Annotated in this window: 26 protein-coding genes and 7 tRNA genes; 11 read left to right on the top strand and 22 right to left on the bottom strand. The window is 40.1% G+C overall.

All coding sequences use genetic code 11. The features are described 5' to 3' along the window. Positions 1-70: 70 nt before the first annotated feature. From C6W18_RS18635 to C6W18_RS18625, 3 genes are all read left to right on the top strand, one after another. Positions 71-694: a GNAT family N-acetyltransferase gene (locus tag C6W18_RS18635; RefSeq protein ID WP_105928531.1), complete on the top strand. Its 624-nt coding sequence runs from the start codon at positions 71-73 to the stop codon at positions 692-694. Positions 695-762: 68 nt separating this feature from the next. Further along, a complete protein-coding gene (locus C6W18_RS18630) occupies positions 763-1,158 on the top strand; it encodes a VOC family protein (protein ID WP_034324566.1) in 396 nt (131 codons plus the stop codon). Continuing rightward, on the top strand, positions 1,155-1,694 hold the full coding sequence (locus tag C6W18_RS18625; RefSeq protein ID WP_105928530.1) for a GNAT family N-acetyltransferase: 540 nt from the start codon (positions 1,155-1,157) through the stop codon (positions 1,692-1,694). Before C6W18_RS18630 ends, C6W18_RS18625 begins: the two co-directional genes overlap by 4 nt. Here the strand turns inward: C6W18_RS18625 and C6W18_RS18620 are convergent. Then, entirely contained in the window at positions 1,691-1,951 is a 261-nt protein-coding gene (locus tag C6W18_RS18620; protein WP_223251747.1) for a YesK-like family protein, read from the bottom strand. The two genes, C6W18_RS18625 and C6W18_RS18620, sit on opposite strands and share 4 nt — an antisense overlap. Before the next feature lie 62 nt (positions 1,952-2,013). On the opposite strand from C6W18_RS18620, the gene C6W18_RS18615 reads away from it, so the two are divergent. Then, on the top strand, positions 2,014-2,487 hold the full coding sequence (locus C6W18_RS18615) for a GNAT family N-acetyltransferase (RefSeq protein ID WP_105928529.1): 474 nt from the start codon (positions 2,014-2,016) through the stop codon (positions 2,485-2,487). Here C6W18_RS18615 and C6W18_RS20505 read toward each other — a convergent pair. From C6W18_RS20505 to C6W18_RS18595, 4 genes are all read right to left on the bottom strand, one after another. Then, positions 2,482-2,715: a GNAT family N-acetyltransferase gene (locus tag C6W18_RS20505; protein ID WP_262982656.1), complete on the bottom strand. Its 234-nt coding sequence runs from the start codon at positions 2,713-2,715 to the stop codon at positions 2,482-2,484. The two genes, C6W18_RS18615 and C6W18_RS20505, sit on opposite strands and share 6 nt — an antisense overlap. Continuing rightward, positions 2,660-3,253: a GNAT family N-acetyltransferase gene (locus C6W18_RS18610; RefSeq protein WP_262982655.1), complete on the bottom strand. Its 594-nt coding sequence runs from the start codon at positions 3,251-3,253 to the stop codon at positions 2,660-2,662. The genes C6W18_RS20505 and C6W18_RS18610 overlap by 56 nt, the downstream gene beginning before the upstream one ends. A gap of 462 nt (positions 3,254-3,715) precedes the next feature. After that, a complete protein-coding gene (locus C6W18_RS18600) occupies positions 3,716-4,918 on the bottom strand; it encodes an MFS transporter (protein ID WP_105928528.1) in 1,203 nt (400 codons plus the stop codon). A 31-nt stretch (positions 4,919-4,949) separates the two neighbouring features. Next, complete coding sequence (locus C6W18_RS18595) at positions 4,950-5,555, bottom strand: TetR/AcrR family transcriptional regulator (protein WP_105928527.1); 606 nt, start codon at positions 5,553-5,555, stop codon at positions 4,950-4,952. Positions 5,556-5,814: 259 nt separating this feature from the next. Here C6W18_RS18595 and C6W18_RS18590 point away from each other — a divergent pair, with 259 nt between their 5' ends. Together C6W18_RS18590 and C6W18_RS18585 are read left to right on the top strand one after the other, a co-directional pair. Next, positions 5,815-6,267 (top strand): MarR family winged helix-turn-helix transcriptional regulator, encoded by a 453-nt coding sequence (locus tag C6W18_RS18590; protein ID WP_105928526.1) that lies wholly within the window; start codon positions 5,815-5,817, stop codon positions 6,265-6,267. Positions 6,268-6,323: 56 nt separating this feature from the next. Next, positions 6,324-7,238: an alpha/beta fold hydrolase gene (locus tag C6W18_RS18585; RefSeq protein WP_105928525.1), complete on the top strand. Its 915-nt coding sequence runs from the start codon at positions 6,324-6,326 to the stop codon at positions 7,236-7,238. Positions 7,239-7,257: 19 nt separating this feature from the next. On the opposite strand, the gene C6W18_RS18580 is transcribed toward C6W18_RS18585, so the two are convergent. The 8 genes from C6W18_RS18580 to C6W18_RS18540 all read right to left on the bottom strand — a co-directional run bounded on the left by C6W18_RS18580 (position 7,258) and on the right by C6W18_RS18540 (position 15,577). Further along, positions 7,258-8,406: a type II asparaginase gene (locus tag C6W18_RS18580; protein ID WP_105928546.1), complete on the bottom strand. Its 1,149-nt coding sequence runs from the start codon at positions 8,404-8,406 to the stop codon at positions 7,258-7,260. A gap of 643 nt (positions 8,407-9,049) precedes the next feature. Continuing rightward, a complete protein-coding gene (locus tag C6W18_RS18570; protein ID WP_105928523.1) occupies positions 9,050-10,060 on the bottom strand; it encodes an alpha/beta hydrolase in 1,011 nt (336 codons plus the stop codon). Next, complete coding sequence (locus C6W18_RS18565) at positions 10,057-10,821, bottom strand: MerR family transcriptional regulator (protein ID WP_105928522.1); 765 nt, start codon at positions 10,819-10,821, stop codon at positions 10,057-10,059. The genes C6W18_RS18570 and C6W18_RS18565 overlap by 4 nt, the downstream gene beginning before the upstream one ends. A 120-nt stretch (positions 10,822-10,941) precedes the next feature. Then, entirely contained in the window at positions 10,942-11,703 is a 762-nt protein-coding gene (locus tag C6W18_RS18560) for an SDR family NAD(P)-dependent oxidoreductase (RefSeq protein ID WP_105928521.1), read from the bottom strand. A gap of 122 nt (positions 11,704-11,825) precedes the next feature. Then, positions 11,826-12,203 (bottom strand): MmcQ/YjbR family DNA-binding protein, encoded by a 378-nt coding sequence (locus tag C6W18_RS18555; RefSeq protein ID WP_105928520.1) that lies wholly within the window; start codon positions 12,201-12,203, stop codon positions 11,826-11,828. Positions 12,204-12,397: 194 nt separating this feature from the next. Further along, positions 12,398-13,291 carry an alpha/beta hydrolase gene (locus C6W18_RS18550; RefSeq protein WP_105928519.1) on the bottom strand — a complete coding sequence of 298 codons (894 nt, stop codon included), beginning with the start codon at positions 13,289-13,291 and terminating at the stop codon, positions 12,398-12,400. Between the two features lie 194 nt (positions 13,292-13,485). Further along, positions 13,486-14,925, bottom strand: coding sequence for a DHA2 family efflux MFS transporter permease subunit (locus C6W18_RS18545; protein WP_105928518.1), 1,440 nt, complete (start codon positions 14,923-14,925; stop codon positions 13,486-13,488). 79 nt (positions 14,926-15,004) lie between these two features. Then, complete coding sequence (locus tag C6W18_RS18540) at positions 15,005-15,577, bottom strand: TetR/AcrR family transcriptional regulator (protein WP_105928517.1); 573 nt, start codon at positions 15,575-15,577, stop codon at positions 15,005-15,007. A gap of 268 nt (positions 15,578-15,845) precedes the next feature. Between C6W18_RS18540 and bglS the strand changes: the two genes are divergently transcribed. Next, complete coding sequence (bglS, locus tag C6W18_RS18535; RefSeq protein WP_034324602.1) at positions 15,846-16,577, top strand: beta-glucanase; 732 nt, start codon at positions 15,846-15,848, stop codon at positions 16,575-16,577. Between the two features lie 108 nt (positions 16,578-16,685). Here bglS and C6W18_RS18530 read toward each other — a convergent pair whose 3' ends face one another. Continuing rightward, positions 16,686-17,066, bottom strand: coding sequence for a MerR family transcriptional regulator (locus C6W18_RS18530; protein WP_034324604.1), 381 nt, complete (start codon positions 17,064-17,066; stop codon positions 16,686-16,688). 219 nt (positions 17,067-17,285) lie between these two features. Here C6W18_RS18530 and C6W18_RS18525 point away from each other — a divergent pair, with 219 nt between their 5' ends. Next, positions 17,286-18,335, top strand: a complete 1,050-nt coding sequence (locus tag C6W18_RS18525; protein WP_034324606.1) for an NAD(P)-dependent alcohol dehydrogenase — start codon at positions 17,286-17,288, stop codon at positions 18,333-18,335. Positions 18,336-18,795: 460 nt separating this feature from the next. After that, positions 18,796-19,257 (top strand): CarD family transcriptional regulator, encoded by a 462-nt coding sequence (locus C6W18_RS18520; protein ID WP_105928516.1) that lies wholly within the window; start codon positions 18,796-18,798, stop codon positions 19,255-19,257. Between the two features lie 278 nt (positions 19,258-19,535). On the opposite strand, the gene C6W18_RS18515 is transcribed toward C6W18_RS18520, so the two are convergent. Next, positions 19,536-19,736, bottom strand: a complete 201-nt coding sequence (locus C6W18_RS18515; RefSeq protein ID WP_034324611.1) for a cold-shock protein — start codon at positions 19,734-19,736, stop codon at positions 19,536-19,538. A gap of 341 nt (positions 19,737-20,077) precedes the next feature. Between C6W18_RS18515 and C6W18_RS20135 the strand changes: the two genes are divergently transcribed. Next, positions 20,078-20,254 (top strand): hypothetical protein, encoded by a 177-nt coding sequence (locus tag C6W18_RS20135; protein WP_160171276.1) that lies wholly within the window; start codon positions 20,078-20,080, stop codon positions 20,252-20,254. Beyond that, positions 20,254-20,640, top strand: a complete 387-nt coding sequence (locus C6W18_RS18510; protein WP_105928515.1) for a DUF2283 domain-containing protein — start codon at positions 20,254-20,256, stop codon at positions 20,638-20,640. The genes C6W18_RS20135 and C6W18_RS18510 overlap by 1 nt, the downstream gene beginning before the upstream one ends. 192 nt (positions 20,641-20,832) lie before the next feature. Here the strand turns inward: C6W18_RS18510 and C6W18_RS18505 are convergent. From C6W18_RS18505 to C6W18_RS18475, 7 genes are all read right to left on the bottom strand, one after another. After that, positions 20,833-20,916, bottom strand: a tRNA-Leu gene (locus C6W18_RS18505). A 48-nt stretch (positions 20,917-20,964) separates the two neighbouring features. Next, a tRNA-Leu gene (locus C6W18_RS18500) sits at positions 20,965-21,047 on the bottom strand. A gap of 7 nt (positions 21,048-21,054) precedes the next feature. Then, positions 21,055-21,130: transfer RNA gene (locus C6W18_RS18495), tRNA-Lys, on the bottom strand. Between the two features lie 30 nt (positions 21,131-21,160). Further along, positions 21,161-21,235 (bottom strand) — tRNA-Gln (locus C6W18_RS18490). Between the two features lie 25 nt (positions 21,236-21,260). Next, positions 21,261-21,332: transfer RNA gene (locus tag C6W18_RS18485), tRNA-Glu, on the bottom strand. Positions 21,333-21,339: 7 nt separating this feature from the next. Beyond that, a tRNA-Ser gene (locus C6W18_RS18480) sits at positions 21,340-21,430 on the bottom strand. Between the two features lie 4 nt (positions 21,431-21,434). Further along, a tRNA-Asn gene (locus C6W18_RS18475) sits at positions 21,435-21,509 on the bottom strand. Between the last annotated feature and the right edge of the window lie 166 nt (positions 21,510-21,675).

Below are 21,675 nucleotides of genomic sequence, written 5' to 3'. Positions count from 1 at the left end.
GTTTTCTTCTTATTATAATAGACACATGTTCAAAAAACTATATCTGTTTAAAAACTAGGAGGACAAACTGATGATTCAATTTAGATTGGCAAAAGAAGATGAACTACCTCGAGTGGCAGAGTTGTTAGATGATTCGTTTCAAGGTTATATATTTTTTGATTTGTTATGTGAGAAGGTTTCAAAGCGGTCTGCTTTCGCCCGTCAGCTGCATTTGGTTAACACAAAAGTGTATTTCCAGCACCAAAGCTGTTTTGTTGGAGTGGAGAATGAAAAGGTTGTAGCTGCCGCCCTGTTAAAACATCCATCTCGTCCTGAACTAGGCCTCATGGATTATATTTTGTCAGGTGGATTAAAACTCCTCTTCACAGGCGGCATATCGGCCATTCAGCATGTTTTCAGCATTTTAAAAGAGGCAAAAAAAGCGTTCTCTTCCTTAAAGCAACCTTATTGGTATTTAGAAGCACTTGTCGTTGCAAAAAACCAGCAAGGGAAAAAACTCGGCAGCCGGATGTTAAAGGAATGTCTATTCCCTTTTATCGCTAATCAAGGCGGTGGACTGTTCACGCTGATTACACACAACGAGGCCAATCGTCATTTCTACCAGAAAAATGGGTGGACGGAGTTTGATGAGAGAGTACTGCACGGAGATGGCATGTTCTTAGAAAGCTGGAGTTATAAAACCTTGATCAAATAAGGTATCCTCTTCAAGGGATGATATAATAGAAGCAGTTCAATCAACGATCATACTTGGAGGAGAGACTGATGATACGACGACTTGATCATATCGTGTTGACTGTACAACATATGGAGGAAACCATTCGCTTTTATACAAAGGTATTAGGGATGAAGGAAGAGACTTTTGGAGAAGGCCGTAAAGCTCTTCGTTTTGGTTTACAAAAGATCAACCTTCATGAAGCTGGTCATGAATTCGAACCAAAAGCTGCTCATCCACTTCCTGGATCTGCCGATTTGTGCTTTATTACCGATTTAGATATGGACCGTTTGCTGCTACACCTTCGAAAGCAGGTCGTTCCAATCGAAGAGGGGCCAGTAAGGCGCACTGGTACATTAGGTCCGATTGAATCCGTTTATATCCGTGATCCTGATATGAATTTAATTGAAATCTCCCGATATATAGAGGAGGCAGATCCATCATGACTCGACTATTTTTGAGACCGATTGAAGAGCAAGATTATCCTGGTATTCGTAAAGGGTGCCAGCATGCAGAAACACTTCACATGACTGGCACACGCAAAACGTTCACACTAGAAGAAATTCGTTCGGCCTATACCCGCTTTCTGCAGGATGACAGCAGACGAGATTTCGCTATTTGTCTGCTTGATACGAAAGAAATGATTGGGGATGCGGCGATTGTGGATATTGACCCGATGAACCATACGGCAAGCTTTCGCATTGCGCTTCATGGTCCAGAGCACTTTCAAAAAGGCTATGGTACTGAGGCCGTTCGGATGGTACAAGCATTCGCCTTTGACACATTAGAACTCAACCGTCTTGAGCTTGAAGTCTTTTCTCATAACCCAAGAGCCTTTCGGAGCTATGAGAAAGCCGGTTTTCAATACGAAGGAAAAAGACGTCAAGCGCTCTATTTCAACGGCACTTATTCAGATGTCATCATCATGGGTATTCTGCGTGAAGAATACGATCAAATCAACAATGGAGATGCCCCAGTTTAAGAAGGGTCATCTTTTTTAAAGAAATGAACCCCTGTGACGATAATCAAACAAATCATTGAAGCTAGAACGATAGAGACGCTTGATATACTGAGCGCCATCCCTTCCCATCTGCCAATGAAGAAGCTGCCTATTAATAGAATTAATCCAAACAGGGTGACACATATGGGTACAACGAGCCCAGCATGGCGATGTCTCCGTCTTTTTCCTGCCCACCACGAGAGACAGAGCACAATAACAGTAAAAATAGCGGTTTGCAGCCAGAATATATCTCATCAACTCCTATTTTCTTTTTTATCCTATGACAATGGAGGTTTTTTCAATGAACATTAGACCGATTCAACAACAGGACAATCCGATTATCGCGGCCATTATCCGCCAGTCACTAGAATCAGCGAATCTTGCGATTGAAGGAACAGCCTACACAGATCCACACCTTGATCAGCTTTTCGAATACTATCAATCATTGACTCATGCAGCCTATTGGATTGCTGAAGAGCATGGTAACATTGTGGGTGGCGTAGGTATTGCTCCTTTCACAGATGGGATATGTGAATTACAAAAGCTTTATTTAAGTCCAAAGGCACAAGGTAAAGGTGCGGGCAAAAAACTAATGGATACAGCGCTCCAATATGCCTCTACATACTACAAAGCCTGTTACTTAGAAACCCGTAGTGAATTAACAGCAGCCACCGGTCTATATCAACGATATGGCTTTTCACTTCTTTCTGAACCAATTGAAGACTCAGAGCACTCTGCTATGGATGCTTGGTACCTCAAAACCTTCTCATCATGAGCCATAAAACAATCGATAGGTTTTTGTCCACTGAAAGCCTAGCTTCTCTGCCAGTTTGACCGAAGCTAGGTTATGGACATCGCAATCCCAATGCGGCGTCTTGCCTTTTTCAAGACAGGTGCTGACCATTTGCTGACCTGCTAACAATGCAAGCCCTTTTCCTCTGTAGGCTTCATCTGTCCAAATAATCTTCACTTGAAAAAATGGAGATACATTCACTAGCCACATGCTCTCCATCTAAGATGGCAATCCCAATTCCTTTTGATAGAAAACGAGCCGTTTCACCCCAATATGTTTCGTAATAACTATGAGGAAACGCCCTGCTTGCAGTGATCACCTGTTCATTTGTGCACTTCGCCATATAGCCCTGATGAGGAGCAGGCAGATGAGGAAGTGCCGATGGAAAAGAATACGCGTGTCTTTGCATCTCATTCAGGTGTGAGCCAAGACATTTTTTCATCATGACATCTGATGGTTTATTTGCTGAAAACAAGGTAAACCGGCCGTTTTGTCTTCTCTGCCTCTTATAAACATCCTCAATGAAAGTTGAACATAATGAAAGCTCTGCTTCTGCCTTGCCTGCTACATAATAAATGCCGCATGCTGCCTCGAGAAAATAAACAAGAGGCTGCTCTACATCATCCACATAAAGATTTCCATTTATGATACCATCCAAAATCGCATCTACAAACACTGGATATGCCGGGTCGATCCGTTGAATTCCCTCTTTCACCAATACTACTCTTTGTTGATCCAGGAGATGCAAGTTCATCCCTCCATTCACAAACGTGTTCTTTCTTTCATTATAGATAAAAAGCTGTGGGCATGCAGTGACTCTTTACAACAAATCGAATCGATGCTGGAAACAAGTCCTTCTCTGACGGTCAAAGACCAAAAAAATGATCGTCAATCTCTTTTACCTTTAGAACAGATTGAAGCGATTTCTGCGTTTGGACATATGTAAAAGGTTGTCACAACTGAGAGGAAGACGTATTTTCTAAACAAACGATTGAAGGACTTGAAATGGTTAGAGCGTGAACATTCTCATTTCCACTATCGCCAGTTTATGTTTTCAAGCAGGGGCTGTCGATTGTTATATTATGGCATCTTTCTTCTATAAAAAGCATCAAAATAAAAAAAGGCACAGGCATTGAATCACCTGAAGCCACAATCTTAAAAAAAGAGACCTCAATTGAAAGGTCTCTTGTTTGTCTTTGTGCTTATTTCGTTATTCTGCTGCTGCCTCTTCCGTCGCCTTCCCCTTCCAAATAAGGGTTAAGCCTAATCCAAGAAACAAGACAACACCTGCGAATAAAAATGGGAAATGAATATTTTGATCGAATAAAATGCCGCCAAGCGCTGGTCCGAAAATCGTGCCAAGACTTGTGTAGGTGGAGTTCATCCCTGCGACAAATCCTTGCTGATTGCCAGCGATTTTTGATAAAAATGTCGTTAAGGCTGGCCGCAATAAATCAAACGCAAGGAAAATGACACACGTGACGATAAGTACGACCATAAACCCTGAAACGACAGTCGACACGAAAGCGAGGACCGCCCCGACGATTAAGCATAGCTGGATGACTCTTTTTTCCCCAAGAGCATTCACCAGTTTACCGAAGACAAGCACTTGGATGATGACCGCCACAATCGAGCTGACGGTAATGATAACCGCAATATCTTTCGGTCCAAAACCAAACTTATGATTTGTAAACAAGCTAAAGACCGTTTCATATGCGGAAAGTCCAAACGCCAGCACAAACACAATGATGAAGGCGATGAAATAGCTTGGGTGAATGGATTTCTTCAAATCTTTAAAGAAGGTAGATTCCTTTACTTGTTCCATTTGCTTCGCTCGTGCTTCTTTTGTTAATGGCTCCTTCAGCATAAACATAGACGAAATGACGGCAATAAACGCAATACCTGCTGCAAAGAAGAATGGAAGGCGAACGCCGTATTCTGCAATAAACCCGCCAATTCCCGGTCCAATGATAAAGCCGGTACTAATGGCCGCAGATACATATCCCATCGCCTTTGATCTTTCTTGAACGGTCGTGATATCTGCGACATAGGCGGTGACAGCCGGCATGATAAACGCCGCACTAATGCCGCCTAGAACCCTTGCAAAATAAAGAACATACACATGTGTCCCTAAGCCAAAGACGAGTTCTGATAAAGCGAATAGAAACAGCCCTGACACAATCATAATCTTTCTTCCGTAGCGGTCTACCCATCTTCCTGCAATAGGTGATGCAATGAGCTGCGCAACAGCAAACGCAGCCACAAGGTATCCCATCGTACTGCCTGTTAGATGCATCACATTCATAAATAGCGGCATGACAGGAATAATGAGACCGATGCCTAAAAACGCAATAAATATATTACTTAATAAAATAACGAGTACAGCTTTTTGCTCACGAATCGGTTTTTGCATGATGTTTGTTTCTCCTTCACTGACTCATTTGTTACTCATGATGGTTGATTCCGTGAATAAACAATGAGATCGCCTCTTTTTGTAACTCTTTCTTCTGTTGGAATGTGTCATTTTTATATAGCACGTCTAATCCGTAAAAAACGGAAAGTAATATTTTCACTTTTGACTCCACATGCTGGATCGACCAGCTGCCATCTTCGTTTCCTTCAAGTAAAATGTCTCTCATCACATCATCAAAGTCGACATCAATCTTGTTCAGCCGCTCCATGACTTCATCTGATGTAAATGCACTTGCACAAAATTCCTCGCTTGCTCTCATTAAAGGATAGTTAATCCCCATTTGACTCAGCAGCTCTGCAAATCCTGCGAGCTTATCTATCGCTCGATGCAACGTTTGTTTCTCCTCATGCCACGTCTGCATCATAAAGCGGTGATCCTCTTCCATGATATGAAGGAACAAAAACTCTTTTCCTTTAAAATGATGATAGAGATTTCCTTTACTAATCTCAGCAGCCTCTAAAATATCTCGCACGGATGTTTCTGAATATCCTTTTTTCGCAAATAAATCACGTGAAGCGGTGACGATTTTTTGCTTCGTCTTCTCACTCTTTCCGGCCCCGCTTTGTGTACTTGTCATGTATAACAATCCCTTCTACCCTACATTTCTTCATGCGGACAAAATAAAACCGACCAGTTGGTTTATTTTTTTATTATAAATGGATATTGTTCATAATACAATGAAAAAGTCATCGACTTCATGAGGAGCAGATTCATTTGAAAACAAACAAAACGGTCATTTTCGTTAGAAAGAAAAAAAGCTCAATTATATTTAATTTTTCTAAACATTTAACTTCACTTAATTATTTAGACAGCATATAATAAAAAGAAAAGAGGTGATGTACTTGGATGAAGAAATCATTCATTTCAGCAAAAAGATTATAGAGTACTCGAATGCACTAGGCTCTATTTATGTAGAAGAGTATCAGCGATTTTTAAAACAGGAGTATGCAGATTTATCAGCCAAACAAGAACTGACACTTGAATTGTTACGGACAAAAACGAGAACAATCAATGAATTAGCTGATTACTTCTCGATCTCTGCTAGTGCAGCTAGCCAGCTCGTATCAAAGCTTGAACAGCTTGGCTATGTCAAAAGAGAAATTAATCCACATAACCGCAGAGAAATCCTTGTTGGTTTTGCTCAAAAAGGCTATGACTATCACAAGAATACGGAAAAAATTCAATTGCACCTTATTCAGAAATACTATGCAAAGCTTCCAAAAGAAGATTTAAAAACATTATTATCTCTATACGAAAAAATTTATAAGATTGCAAAAGAAGCGCCTTAATACAGTGTTTCTCTCACCAACATTTAAGTTAGCTAAACTATTAAGGGGATGAAAATATGAATAGGATTCATTTACAAGATGGACGTCATATTGGTTTAACTGAATACGGGGATCTTGAAGGTTTTCCAGTATTCTTTTTTCACGGAACACCTGGATCAAGAGTCATGTTTTTAGATGATGACCCAATCTCCAAAGAGCTTGGTGTGCGTCTCATCTGTTTAGACAGACCTGGATTTGGCATATCTACCCCTCAACCTGACCGTACGATTTTAGACTGGGCAAAAGATGTGCTGGAAGTGGCAGATCATCTAGGCATTCACCTTTTTTCAGTCATGGGTGTCTCTGGAGGGGGCGCATTCGCTGCTGGATGTGCCTATCAATTGCCGGACCGCATTCTTTCAGCCGGTCTCATCTCAAGTGCAACACCCTTTCAGGACGGCAAACCGCCTAAAAGTATGTTGAAGGAAAACAAATTAGCCTTTTTCCTCAGTAAAAGATTCCCTTGGCTCTTAAAAGCAAACTATCGTGCTCAGAAAAAACTGATTGAGAAAAAACCGGAGAAATTTAAAAAGCTGACCAAGAATGGGAACAAACATTTACATCCTTGGGATCGTCAATTCCTTCAAACCGATGAGCAGCTCGAGCTGATGATGTTGCATTTACATGAAGCCACTCGTCAATCGGTGGATGAATGTATTCATGAACCACATTTACTCTCGCAGCCGTGGGCATTCGATATGAAAGATATACAGATCCCTGTTGATGTATGGCATGGAAAAGAAGATACGATGGCTCCATTTGAAGAAATAGAAAAAATGGCTCCAACCATTCCAAACGTCAAAACATATTATATAGATCAAGCGGGACATTTCCTCACCGATGTAGACGATATTTGGCGAGATATTTTACTCTCTTTAAAAACGCGTGCTGAAAAGCAGCATCAGGAACACGCATCAAAAAAGACCCTATAAACCTCGGGTCTTTTTCTAATTAATACTGTTCATAATAGGTTTGCACTTTATCTGGATTTTTTGTTTTCGTCAGTGCCAGCATCAGTAGAATGCGTGCTTTTTGTGGATTTAATGAATCCGATGACACAAAGTGATGTTCATCATCCATTTTTTCATGTGTGACAATCCCATTTCCCGCGCGGCTTGATCTCACGATGACCACGTCTTTTTTCACCGCATCTGTTGCCCCTTTGATGGCTTCTGTTGACATCGTTCCATTTCCTGCTGCCGCAACGACAATGCCTTTTGCTCCTGCTTTTACTGCTGCATCATACACATATTTTTGATCATTTTGATAGCCGTATAAGATATCAACTTGTGGAAGTTCTTTTATTTTCGATACATCAAATTCACTTTCAGTCGTATGTTTTCTTGTTGGTTCATTATAAAAGGAAACCACTTCACCAGCAATTTCTCCAATGTAGCCTTGCTCAAGTGACTTGAAGGAATCTGTAGTGGTCGTGTTCGTCTTTGTAATAAATCGAGCTGAAGCAATTCGGTCATTTAATGTGACCATGACGCCTTTGCCCTTCGCTTCTTTTGTGGATGCAATTTTGACAGCATGATACAAGTTAAGCGGACCATCCGCACTAATAGCAGATGCTGGTCTCATTGAGCCAACGACCACAACAGGCTTATCACTTTTCACAACCAAATGTAAAAAATAAGCGGTCTCTTCAAGTGTATCTGTTCCATGTGTCACCACAATGCCGTCTACTTGATCATCATTTAAGAGTTGATTGACTCTTTTGGCTAATTTTAAAAGCAGAGCGTTATCAACATTTTCACTGCCAACATTCGCTACCTGCTCACCCGTGACGTTTGCAATATCCTTCAGCTGAGGAACGGAGGCAATAACTTTATCGATACCAAGTGAACCAGATTTATATCCCGTTGTATCAGTGTCACTATCTGAAGCACCTGCAATGGTCCCACCTGTCGCCAGTACCTTAATATTAGATAACGACTTGTTCCCTGTCTCAACAGCCGTTGTTTTTTCTTTTGTTTCATTGGTTTTGCTTTCTTGTTTGCTTTGATTATTCTCTTGAGTGCTCGTGTTCGCACAAGCTGCTGTCGCTAGTAATAAAACAGAAAGAAGGACAGCACCTAACCATTTTGTCATGTTCATCGGATCATCTCTTTTCTTCATTTGATGGATTCATGGCTATATCTCTTTCTATAGGGTTTACTTTATAACATTCCTTCATTCATCAGCATGAGGCAAAAGTTATAGAACCAATTAAAGGTAAAAAGGGCATGATGATAAAGATTTCTTTACATCTTAATACCTAACTTCGCTATAAACAAAGGGAATACTGAGGGTTGTTCATTCAATAGAAATAACGGACGCTCATTAACCCATTTATGATAAAATATAGTAAATTTTCTAAAAAGGGAGTCTTTACATTGCGCTCACTTCAACCATTTCACAAAATCCTAATAACACTATTCATCAGCTCCATTTTACTCAGTTTGTTCGTATGCTTATATCCACCAATTCAGGGTGAACCTGCGTTTCTAATGCTTTACATTCCCATCTTTTTTGTTTGTTATTTTGTCTTTGCGGTTCCTTTGCAGTTGTTGTTTTCTTTGAAGCCAAAGGTATTTCATCCTCTTTACTTAGCAGCTTATTTCCTTATTGCAACCATTGTGATGTTCTTTATTATTGATGGAATCAAGAGTCCGGCAGCCGTTCCTCTTATCATCGTGAGTAGTCTCATCTACTGGGTATGTGATTCTTTGTTTTATCAAAGAATGCATGAAAAAAACACCTAACGCGAAGGTGTTTTCAGTTGCTCTAGTATGTGTTCACAGTGATCCAAATACGCTTGGCTAATTAAGAAGTCTTTTGGTGCGGCGATCGCTGCTAATGTGATAAGGATATTTGAATGATGGATGCGAGGATTCATCATCGAATGCTCTACGCCATCAATCGTTTGAACATGTAACCATTTTGGTGCTACTTCTTTCTCGTATATCCTTTTAGTTTCAGCGGAGTCTACGTTTCGGTCATTTTGTGCCAAAACCAAATAGATGGGTGATTGGATGTTCTTGATATCTGATGTGGCATCGGCCTTCATGTTCTTTTGAATGAATTCAAATCGATCTTTTGTCATGTCTTGATCGCCTGTTTTCTTTTGATACATGCGAAATGTTGCGCCTTCTAATAATAATGTGTTTTGTTCATCTTCTTTTTTGATCGTTTTTTGAATTTGTTCGTCTGATGCGTCCGCTTCTTTTAATGTTTGAAGCGTGTAGTATCTGCCCTGTCTCATCCAATTGACCGCAGGCCCGACAAGGATGGAGGCTGTGATATCTGTTCGAGCTGTCATCACTTTAGGGATCACCCAGCCTGCTTGGCTTGCTCCCCATAAAATGATTTGTTTTGAATAGAGGTCAGGCTCTTTTTTCGCCCATTCGATCACATGGTCTACTTCATTTGCGCGATCCTCCATGGATTGATGAAGCCAATTTCCATCTGATTGACCAACCCCAGGCTTATCCCATGATATAGATGCATACCCTTGCTTTGCGAAACGTTCCATTAAGGGTCTATACCCTCCATCATACTGTGCATTTTGCGCGCCATCCCCGTGTACAAAGAGCACAATTCCTTTGATCGGCTCCTTCTTAGGCGTTGTCACGATACCTGATAATGTCCCATCCACTGTCTCGATGACCACTTCCTTTTCATTCATGTCAAAGTTGTTTTCATAAAACACAAACGTTACGATGAAAATGAGTGCCGCTACAGCGAGTATCAGCCAAACTCTTTTTTTCATCTGCTATTTCTCGCTTTCTGTTCAACTGTATAAACCATAGAATCTTGGTACGTGACAGAGACTGGTACATTTTCATATAAGATGATATATGAAGGTTGTTCGATCTCTTTTTCAACCGGTACTTCATGTAGGAAAGTATCGATTTCTTCGATGACCTTCTCTTCATGTTCAGCTAGAAAGCTTTTGACCGCATAAGAGCCCGCATCCAGCATCACATCATAATCTTGTTCATTCGATACGTAATAAGAAATCGTTGTTTCATCTTGAAGATGGATCACATAATACCTTTCATCAAAAAGAGACATATCCAGCTCCTTCTGGTGAACGATTTGTTTAAAGTCTAGCTCTGTTTCATCTTTCAGAAGATGATGTGGGATTGGTTTTAAATAACGAGTCGGTCGATCTTGTATCGTCGTGCGATTGAGCTGTAGATTATTTTGAATGGATAGCATATGTTCCAAACGCTGTTTCACCTGGACTAGTTCCTGCAATTGCTTCTCTACCTTATCCAGCATGTCTTGATAGGACAGCGTGACACCTGATTTTTTCGAAAAGGTTTCATTTATATCTTTTAAAGAAAAGCCCGCTGTTTTTAAGAAAAGAATTTGATAAAGGGTGTAGATCTCTTTCTCATCAAATAATTGGTACCCATTTTGAGTGACCTTCGCAGGGCGTACCAGATCCTGATCTATATAGTGACGAAGGGTATATTTTGTGATATTTAATAGCTTGCATACTTCTCCACTTGTTACATACGTCATTGAATTCCCTCCTTATATACGCACTACTATAAACCATGTGGTTACCACACAGTCAATACATGCTTTTATCATGACATAAAAAAATCACTGAGGAAAACTATCCTCAGTGATGTGGAGTCTTTATTTCATGCTTGTGCCGGCGTGTGAAAAAATGGGGTCTTTCAATTCAAATTCAAACGTCTTCCCGTCAACGATACCAACTGTTTTTGAACTGTCGTAAAGCTCAAGCATACACGCTGCCATTTCTTTAGATGTATGATATCTCTTGATATTGCCTTCATATTCGAATTGGTCTACACCTAATGAATGTTGAGCAAATTCTGATTCTGTAGCAGCAGGCGCTAATACTTTTGCCTGTAATTTGGCTCCTTTTTCTTTCAATTCTAGAGCCAGCCCTTCTGTAAAGGCGCTCACGTAAAATTTGGTCGCTGAATAGGTGACGGCATTGCCAACGACTGTATAGCCCGCTCTTGAGGAAATATTGATCAGCTGCGCTCCCTCTACTTGCTCATAATCACGAACAAATAAAGTGGATAAAATCGTTAATGCTTCAATATTCAGATGAAGCATGTCCCCAATTTTACGTAAATCCTGTTCTCCTATTGAACCGAAATGGCCAAAGCCTGCATTATTAATGAATGTGTCCAGCTCATAAGCAGCTAATGACTCATAAAATGAGGACACGTCCTGTGCTTTTGTTAAATCGACAGACTGTACGACTACTTTTAGATGCGGGTATTGATCAAGAATGGTTTGCTTCAGTTCTTGGAGCTTATCGAGCCGACGTGCAGCTAAAATAAGATGTTTTCCTCGTGCTGCAAAAGCCAAAGCCGTCTCATATCCAATACCTGAACTTGCCCCTGTAATGACTGTATAGCCCATTTTATATCCCCCTATGATCGTCTTCTAACTGGTTAAATTATAACGACAGCGTTTCTCTCCAGTCAATTTTGAATGGAATCAAAGGGTGAGATACTTGTCTTACTTCATTTAGTTGCTGCTTTTCAGTCGTTTCCTTTTGCATCATTTTGGAGAATGTCCTGTTGAGATTTTTTTGTTAATTTGTGAAAAACCAATTGGTAGGAATGTTCGATTAACTCTTCTACAAATGAAGACGGAATGTCCGCATCAAGGTAAATGGAATTCCAATGAGTCTTATTCATATAATAGCCAGGAATAATTCCTTCATGCATTTCTCTTAGTTCTTCAGCACGATGAGGATCACATTTTAAAGTGATGACTGGCTTTCGGTTGACATCTCCCCCCATCATGGCGAACATCTTTCCACCTATATGATAACGATCTGCCTGCCACTCCGGCTGATAATCATGGGTTGCGCCATTTAAAGAAAGACAAAATGCCTGTAGTTTCTCTTTTTCCATTGAATTAGCTCCTTTTTTAAGACATCGCCATTTCTTTATATTATATCGAAAACGGGGATAGATTTCTGATTCTTTTTACATCCATCTCTTTCTCAGGATTTCAGCAAAAGATCGACTGAAACAACAAAAGCACAGGAGGGAGCGGCCCTGTGCTTTGTCCTATATCAGATAGGAAAGGCTACAACCTTCATTTCTTATTCAAACGCCTTTTTTAATTGATCACTCATGAGATGCCAAGCCTGTTCAGCAATGTCTAAATCCCCTGCATGCGTGAAGGCGTGAGGGACTCCTTTAAATTGCTGATACGTGACTTCTACCCCTGCTTCTTGTAACATGTCAGCATATTGTTTGGCTTCTTCAGCTAACGAATCCTTCTCAGCTGTGATGACAAGAGCCGGCGGCATTTGTGCTAAGGATGACCTATCTGCAAAGACCGGAGAAATGAGCGGATTGCGCGCATCTTCTTCTTGTACATAGAATGCATTAAAGAGCTTCGCCATTTCAGCTGGAATCGCCTCTTCAAATGCTGGCTTTCGCTCTGGATCAGTGGCTAAATCAAGCGGCGGATAATCAAGCACTTGATAGACAATCGGGAGTTTGTTCCCTTTTTGGATATTCAGCAGACAAACAGCTGTTGCCAGGTTTCCTCCTGCACTATGTCCGCCAATGGCTAATGTATTAGGATCTATTTGAAGCTCCTCAGGATGTTCATACAGCCATTTCACGACATCATAGCATTCATGAAGAGCTGCTGGGAAAGGATTTTCTGGTGCAAGCTGATACTCAACATTGACGACAATACATTGTGCTCGGTCTGCTATGACAGGACACCAGTGGTTATCCATTTCAGCACTGCCTAGAATAAATCCCCCGCCATGTAAGTTCACAAAAACAGGAAGCGGCTGTTTCGATGTGTTCACAGGTTTGAATACCCACACCTTTGTTTCGCCAGCACATGTTGGGATGTCATATTCCATTTTGTTCACTTCAGGAGGATGGGCTGGTTTTAGCTCCGATTGACCCGGTAATGAACCTTCAGTTGGTTGACGTAAAGACGCAGCGATTTTGATTTGTTCCTCTAAGTTCATGATCTCAATCTCCTATCTTATTCAATTCTTCCTATTCATTCGTTACCTTTTCTTTTTTTCCTTCAACTTGATCAGAGACAAATTTTATTCAGTTCACTTTTTATCTATCTCCCCATTTTCATCCTCTTTGAAACAAGTATACACCAAATAAAAAAAGCACTGCGGCGCTAAGTCCTCAGTGCTTTCCTATGTCATTATGATACTTGTTGTTCTACCTTTACTCGTTTAATGAAGAAAGCGATGACTAAGCCAATGACGGTCATGATGACAGCAAAGATAAATGCATGTTGTACACCATTTGTAAAGGCTAGCAGCTGATTCACCGGATTTGCGGGATCAGCGACATTTTTCATAAAACTGCGGGCACCTGATGAAAGGATAGAGATACCGACCGCAGTACCAATTGCTCCTGACACCTGCTGCAGGGTATTCATAATCGCTGTGCCATGCGGATATAGCTCTGGTGGAAGCTCATTTAATCCGTTTGTTTGTGCAGGCATCATGATCATAGCGATCCCTACCATTAACGTAATATGAAGGGTCACAATATATCCAATCGATGTATTCATACTTAAATTCGTGAAGCCAAACATCGTCGCTACAACAATGACAAGACCTGGGATCACAAGCCATTTCGGTCCAAACTTATCAAATAGACCACCCATAATTGGAGACAGCAACCCGTTAATAATTCCACCTGGTAACAGCATTAAACCTGCTGTAAATGTAGAAAGCGCCAATGACGTTTGCAGATATAATGGCAGGATCATCATAGCAGAAAGCATCACCATCATACACACTAAGATCAGAAGTAACCCAATGACAAACATCGGATATTTAAATGGGCTTAAATTCAGCATCGGCTCTTTCATATTCAGCTGTCTTAGGGAGAACACAAGAATACTCATCACACCTACAACAATCGCAACGATGACATGCATGCTGCTCCAGCCACCGCCTTCACCGGCACTACTAAAGCCATACACAATTCCACCGAAACCAATAGTTGAAAGCACAATCGATAGGATGTCGATTTTCGGTCTAGTTGGTTCCGTAATATTTTGCATAAAGATATAACCAAATACCAGTGCAGCAATCAATAACGGAAGCGAAATCCAAAAAATCCAATGCCATGTCAACGATTTAAGAATAAGACCGGAGACCGTTGGACCGACTGCTGGTGCAAACATGATCACAAGGCCAATAATCCCCATGGATCTGCCTCGTTTATGGGGGGGAATGATCACCAATATCGTATTAAACATCAATGGAAGAAGCAATGCAGTTCCAACCGCCTGCACCACACGTGCAACCATTAAAATACTAAAGACTGGCGCAACCGCAGCAATGAATGTTCCGATGATTGAAAATATCAACGAAGTAATGAAAAGCTGTCTTGTTGTAAACCATTGTAGAATCAGTCCTGAAATCGGTACGAGAATACCAAGTGTTAATAAATATCCTGTTGTCAGCCACTGAGCAGTCGTCGCTTCAATTCCAAAGTCTAACGTTAAACTTCTCAGTGCCATGTTTAGTGCCGTTTCACTGAACAGACCAATAAATCCAGCTGTAATAAATGAGATAATAATGGGCAGCGTTCTAATATCAGAAGCTGCTGCTTTCTGTTTGTTCATATTAAGTTGGCTCCTTTTCTTTTTCAGTTTAGATGAACCATAAGAAGTCAGGCTGGTCTGAAATGAGCCACTTCAATGTCTAATGAAAGACGGATAAAACTTGTCTTTCTGCAGCAAATCGAGCAATTTCTTCAATTGAATAGCCAGATTCATGAATATAAAACATAAGTTCAGGCGTCATTGGAGAGGACATACATAATGCCGTCAGTTCAATATCCTCTATGTTCGTTTCCTCTTTTTCTTTCGCTTCCTTCAGCAAATCACGAATGATTTGTTTGAGCGATTGACTGTAATGACTATCATACACTTTACTTGTCTGCTCTAAATTTCCAGAAATCGTGAGCATCCGAATCCAGTCTAAATGGTGTCCGACAATGAGATGAATCTCCTCGAGAACATAACGTAAACGATCACGAACCGGTTGATCACTTATTTTGCTCAAGTAAAGATGCAAAGCAGGGATCAGTCGTTCAAACCTCTCTCCAAGTATAGAAAGACACAAATCACTTTTATTTGCATAGCGGCGGTAAAGTGTCCCTTGTCCAACACAAGCGGTTTTCGCAATTTTATGCATGCTGACGTTTTCTACGCCAAACTCTTGAAACAAGGAGAAAGCGACCTCTTCAATTTCCTTCCCAATATCCTTTTCCATGATGCCTCACCTTCTTTACCTTCATCCACATTGCACACATCTCTTTATTTCAAATTAAGACTCTTTAGGTTGTTAGGACAATTGTCCCGGTATTATCTTACGGACAACTGTCCGCTTTGTCAATCATTATTTTTCACTCATGATCTTCTCTCTATTCTATTGAATGAAAATTGTTGTTTATCATTATTTAGACCGATTTTCCATTTTAAGAGAATCATGTATCATCAATTAAGAAAACGCTTTCAAAAATGGAGAGGGGAATGCCTACATGTCTTACCGCGCGAAACGAATGTTGCTGCTTCTTGTCACTGGATTATTCATGAGCTTGTCCACATTTACTGCTGCTGCCTCAGCACAAACTGGTGGATCGTTTTATGAACCTTTTAACAACTATAATACAGGGTTATGGCAAAAAGCCGATGGGTACTCGAATGGAAATATGTTTAACTGTACATGGCGTGCAAATAATGTGTCCATGACGTCATTAGGTGAAATGCGTTTATCGCTCACAAGTCCCTCCTATAACAAGTTTGACTGCGGGGAAAACCGCTCCGTTCAAACATACGGCTACGGGCTTTATGAAGTCAGCATGAAACCAGCAAAAAATGTAGGGATCGTTTCTTCGTTCTTTACTTATACAGGTCCAACTGATGGTACGCCTTGGGATGAGATCGACATCGAATTTCTAGGAAAAGATACCACAAAGGTACAATTCAACTACTATACCAATGGTGTAGGAAATCATGAAAAAATCGTCAATCTTGGTTTTGATGCAGCAAATGCTTATCACACCTATGCATTCGACTGGCAGCCAAACTCAATTAAATGGTATGTCGATGGACAATTAAAACATACCGCCACCACTCAAATTCCTCAAACACCAGGAAAAATTATGATGAACTTGTGGAATGGTGCAGGTGTCGATGAATGGCTCGGCTCCTACAATGGCGTTACACCGCTCCACGCACATTATAACTGGGTGCGTTACACAAAAAAATAACCTCATCATAAAACCTGTGACAAGTCACAGGTTTTTCTTCATCTCTCAAGTCTTCAGAGGTGAATGGAATAAAGATGATACTGCCTTGTGACCCCCAAAAACCTTCTGTCATTTAACCAGCTTTTTTTCATAACTGTGGATAATATCTTCATAACTTTCTATCTTGAAATCTAATCGTTTAATCGTCTCTTCCATTTCTTTATGTTTTTCTATGAGTCTTTCTCGTTCATTAACCAAAATGCTTTTCCGTGAAGATAATGTATGATCATCTCCCTCAATAAATAAAGCCGTATATTCTCTGAGCGCATCGATTGAGAGACCTGCATTTCTCATACATTTGATAAATTCAATCCATTGAATATCATCCTCCGTATAATCACGAATACCGTTCTCATCACGTCTGATTGGTCTGATTAAACCAATGTTCTCATAGTACCTGAGCGTCGCAGTGGACAATTCAAGCTGTTTTGCGGCTTGTGCTATTTTCATTGTTTTCACCCCTCAATTGAATATAAAGTCAATCTTTTCGATAGCGATCTCACTTTCCTCATCATCTCCATTTTGCTTGAGAAAACAAGATACTTTTGGCTCAATTCTTATGAAGGATGAATTCGTTACACCGGAGGATTCCATCTTGACTTAGAGTTCACTTTAAGACGTACAGTATAGGGGAAGAAACGAATTTCACTTTTGAAAGGATGATCAAAATTGTGTCAGACGCACCAATCACACGTTTTAAGTGTTTCACATGCAAAAGCGAACTTTGAACGGACAACCATTGAACGAAGAGCCCTTCGTCCACATGATATTTTAATTGATATTCAATTTAGCGGGATATGTCATTCAGATATCCACAGTGCATTCGATGAATGGGGCGGCGGCATTTTCCCAATGGTTCCAGGTCATGAGATCACTGGGATCATTGAAGCTGTAGGTGATGCTGTCACGAGGTTTAAGATTGGAGATCGTGTAGGAGTCGGTTGTTTTGTAGATTCCTGCGGCTCATGTGAATATTGCCAGAATGGAGATGAGCAATATTGCATGAAAGGGGTCGTTCAAACCTATAATAACCTTGATTATGATGGAGAACCGACTTATGGCGGCTACAGTCAAAAGATTGTCGTGACAGAACGATTTGTCGTCAGCATTCCTGACCAACTATCTCTTGATGTGGCAAGTCCTCTTCTCTGTGCTGGAATCACAACATATTCGCCATTAAAGCACTGGAATGTAGGACCTGGCAAAAAGGTCGCAATTGTAGGGATGGGCGGACTAGGTCATGTGGCGATTCAATTCGCACGCGCACTTGGCGCTGAGGTGACTGTTTTAAGCCGCTCTTTGAATAAAAAAGAAGAGGCACTGTCGTTTGGCGCAAAGGACTATTTTGCCACAAGTGATCCCGATACATTTAAAACACTAGCCGGTCAATATGATGTTATTCTGAATACAGTCTCTGCCAATATCAACGTGGACGCCTATTTGTCCTTACTTCGTGTGGATGGAACCTTGGTGAACGTCGGTGCACCACCTAAGCCAGATCAATTCCACGTCTTTTCATTAATCACTGGCCGTCGCAGCATTGCCGGATCACTCGTTGGCGGCATTCAGGAGACTCAAGAAATGCTTGATTTCGCAGCTGCTCACAACATCGCGCCACAAATCGAAGTGATCAACGCAAACCAAGTCGATGAAGCCTACGAACGCGTACTCAAAAGTGATGTCCGCTACCGCTTTGTCATTGATATTTCAACCTTATGATCATATTCATTTTAAAAGACTAGCCTCATTGGCTAGTCTTTTGATGTTTCAACCATTAATCACGATGTCCTCATGACACAGCTATTGACATGTGATGGAATGGAAGATGGATAAATGAAATGTTAGAGATGAAGATACGATATCCTGTTTAAACGTTTATTGATTATCTCCGTTTTCGTGATGTTACGGTTTGCTTTTCATACGAGATATAAAAAAGAAGTCGTGTCAAACGGACTTATATCAAAAACGTAGTGATGGGTTTAAGCTGTATCTGTTATCTGATCATGGTCACGTTAAAAAGCCACACATAAGAAGTGGCGAAATAAATAAATAATTCTCTCAAAATCCAACCCGAAAATGTTGACATGAAATAAATAATCGTGTTATTATTAAAAATTTGATTATTTTGTCTCGATTTGTGGTACCCTTATAGTAGGTACTTAATATGGAGGTGGATGATATGTTTCAAATTGGTGATAACATTGTGTATCCAATGCATGGAGCAGGTATAATTGAAGCCATAGAAGAAAAGGAATTCTCTGATGAAAAACAACAGTATTATGTCATTAAGATGTCCGTTAGCCATATGAAAGTGATGATTCCAACGAGGAAAATGTCGGGTTCAAGTATAAGACCGGTTACAGATATACTTGCATTAAAGAACATTATACACATTTTTCAGAATGGTACATCCGATAAATTATTGCCGTGGAAAGAAAGATATAAAATCAACACGAACAAAATAAAAACGGGCGACATACAAGAAGGCGTTGAAGTTGTACGTGACCTCATGCGAATGAAAAAAGAAAAAAAACTGAATGCAAGCGAAAAGAAAATGCTCGACGATGCTTATGGGTATTTGCTTAGTGAGCTTGAAGTCATCGAAGGAATTACTGAAAAACAAATAAACAGTTTCTGTTAAGATTCTCTACCTTCTTCCCCCTTTTCAAATACATTTTCTCTACGAACAAATCCCCTCTCTTTGAACTCAGTAAAGAAAAAGAAATTATTTAGGCAAATTCCGCATTTTGTCAATCTATTATGCTATACTGTTGATAAACCTTTGAAGCATGAATTTTTTTACGATTACCTTGTAACATCTCCCTACTTGCACGCTGAGTAGGGTTTTTTATTGAAGAAATAAGAGAAAGCATAAAAAAACAGGCCCTCTAGAGAGGACCTGTTTTTAGAAAATGAAGATTAAGCTTTTTGAACGTTAGCAGCTTGAGCTCCACGAGAACCTTGCTCAACGTCAAATGTTACTTTTTGACCTTCGTCTAGGGATTTGAATCCGTCACCTTGGATAGCAGAGAAATGTACGAATACATCGTCTCCTTCTTCACGTTCGATAAATCCAAAACCTTTTTCTGCGTTAAACCATTTTACTGTACCTTGTTCCATGTTTGTTGCCTCCTAGTGCGTTATCACACAATGTATTATACTATCCTTGCCCAAAGTATCCTCAAGACGAAAAATCAATCTTCATACTATCCTTTACGCGGAACAAAAATAATTAATCTTATTATAGCATGAAGCGGAAATAATTGCAATTTAGGATTTAAAAGTCCATGATTTTGTTCTTCTCTCCCCTCACAAATATAGTTAAGAAGAAAAGGATTATCAGCAATCTGATTTATCATGATTAAATTTTACTTATTAAAGGTGCTATATCAGCAACAGTATTCTTATTAAGAAAAGAAGGCATTAGGGTTTTAACTGTCAGTTGGCATGTAGGTTTAAGCATGATTCAACGTGGTGTTACTCCTAAACAAGTCTTTGATGCAGTGAAATACGGTAAAAAGTATTATGTTCCAAAGTATAAATCTACAGTATATCATCATAAGGGTGTAGCTGTAGCTAAACAGGGCGATACTTTGACTACAACATATAAAAGTGGAGTTAAAAAGAGGTGGAAATAATGAAGAAAATGAAGAATAGGATAACTTTTGATAAAGCAGCTAACTTTGGATATATATATGTCTTTAATAAAAAATATAAATATCAAATTAAGGAAACAGAAGAGTTAGAAGCTAATGAGTTAATAGCTTTAGATATTGATAGAGAAAATAAGATAGTCGGTTTAGAAGTTTTTGGGGAAGAAGCTATTTATATTAAAAATAATGAAATTTCTCAAATGTATAAACAAATAGATGGTTCATATTATTTTTTATTGGTTGATAAACCTGTAAAAAGCTCATCCATATTTTTAGGAATTGAATTTCTTTTTGAGAATGAAGATTACACTAACTTTATCGGTTATAAAATTTTAGATAATGAAAAATATAAAAAAGAGCACTTGAATTAAACTAGCTATTGTAGCCTGATGTATTTATATTTAAAACACTCACCTAATCAGTGAGTGTTTTTGAACTATATTTTCTTTATTTGAAATAAAAATACAACAAAAAACCCACTTATATAAAATAGGTGGGCAGAATTCATTTAGAAGTTGTAAAAAATAAAAAAACCAAAGGTCTACAACCCTTGGTATCATTGATGCGGCCGAGAGGACTTGAACCTCCACGGGTTATTCACCCACTAGGCCCTCAACCTAGCGCGTCTGCCATTCCGCCACGACCGCGTGTATGATGTGCTCATATATCAATAAGTGCACTGTTTGAAAAAACAATGCGGGTGAAGGGACTTGAACCCCCACGTCATAAAGACACTAGATCCTAAGTCTAGCGCGTCTGCCAATTCCGCCACACCCGCGTGACAATGGTGAGCCATGAAGGACTCGAACCTTCGACCCTCTGATTAAAAGTCAGATGCTCTACCGACTGAGCTAATGGCTCATCTGCTATGCAGAAAAACATATATAAAAATGGCTGGGCTAGCTGGATTCGAACCAACGCATGACGGAGTCAAAGTCCGTTGCCTTACCGCTTGGCTATAGCCCAACGAATCAATCAATTAAACAAAACATGACCCGTACGGGATTCGAACCCGTGTTACCGCCGTGAAAGGGCGGTGTCTTAACCGCTTGACCAACGGGCCAGATAAATGGCGGAGAAGGAGGGATTTGAACCCTCGCGCCGCTTGCGCGACCTACACCCTTAGCAGGGGCGCCTCTTCAGCCACTTGAGTACTTCTCCATTTTGGCTCCGCAGGTAGGACTCGAACCTACGACCGATCGGTTAACAGCCGATAGCTCTACCACTGAGCTACTGCGGAATAATAAGACATGTTTCATTATATCTATGCCAGAAAAATGTGTCAAGAATTTTTAAGCGTTTCATCCCTGTCTCATTTGCGACGGCTTTTACAATTTAACATATACTAATATAACAGTCAAGCCTTTTTCCCTTCCTTTTTGTTTTCTGTTGATCCATCGCAGAAA

The sequence above is a fragment of the Bacillus sp. LLTC93 genome, from assembly GCF_002993125.1.
Taxonomy (GTDB): domain Bacteria; phylum Bacillota; class Bacilli; order Bacillales; family Bacillaceae; genus Bacillus; species Bacillus zhangzhouensis.
This window is presented reverse-complemented; position numbering and strand designations above follow the sequence as displayed.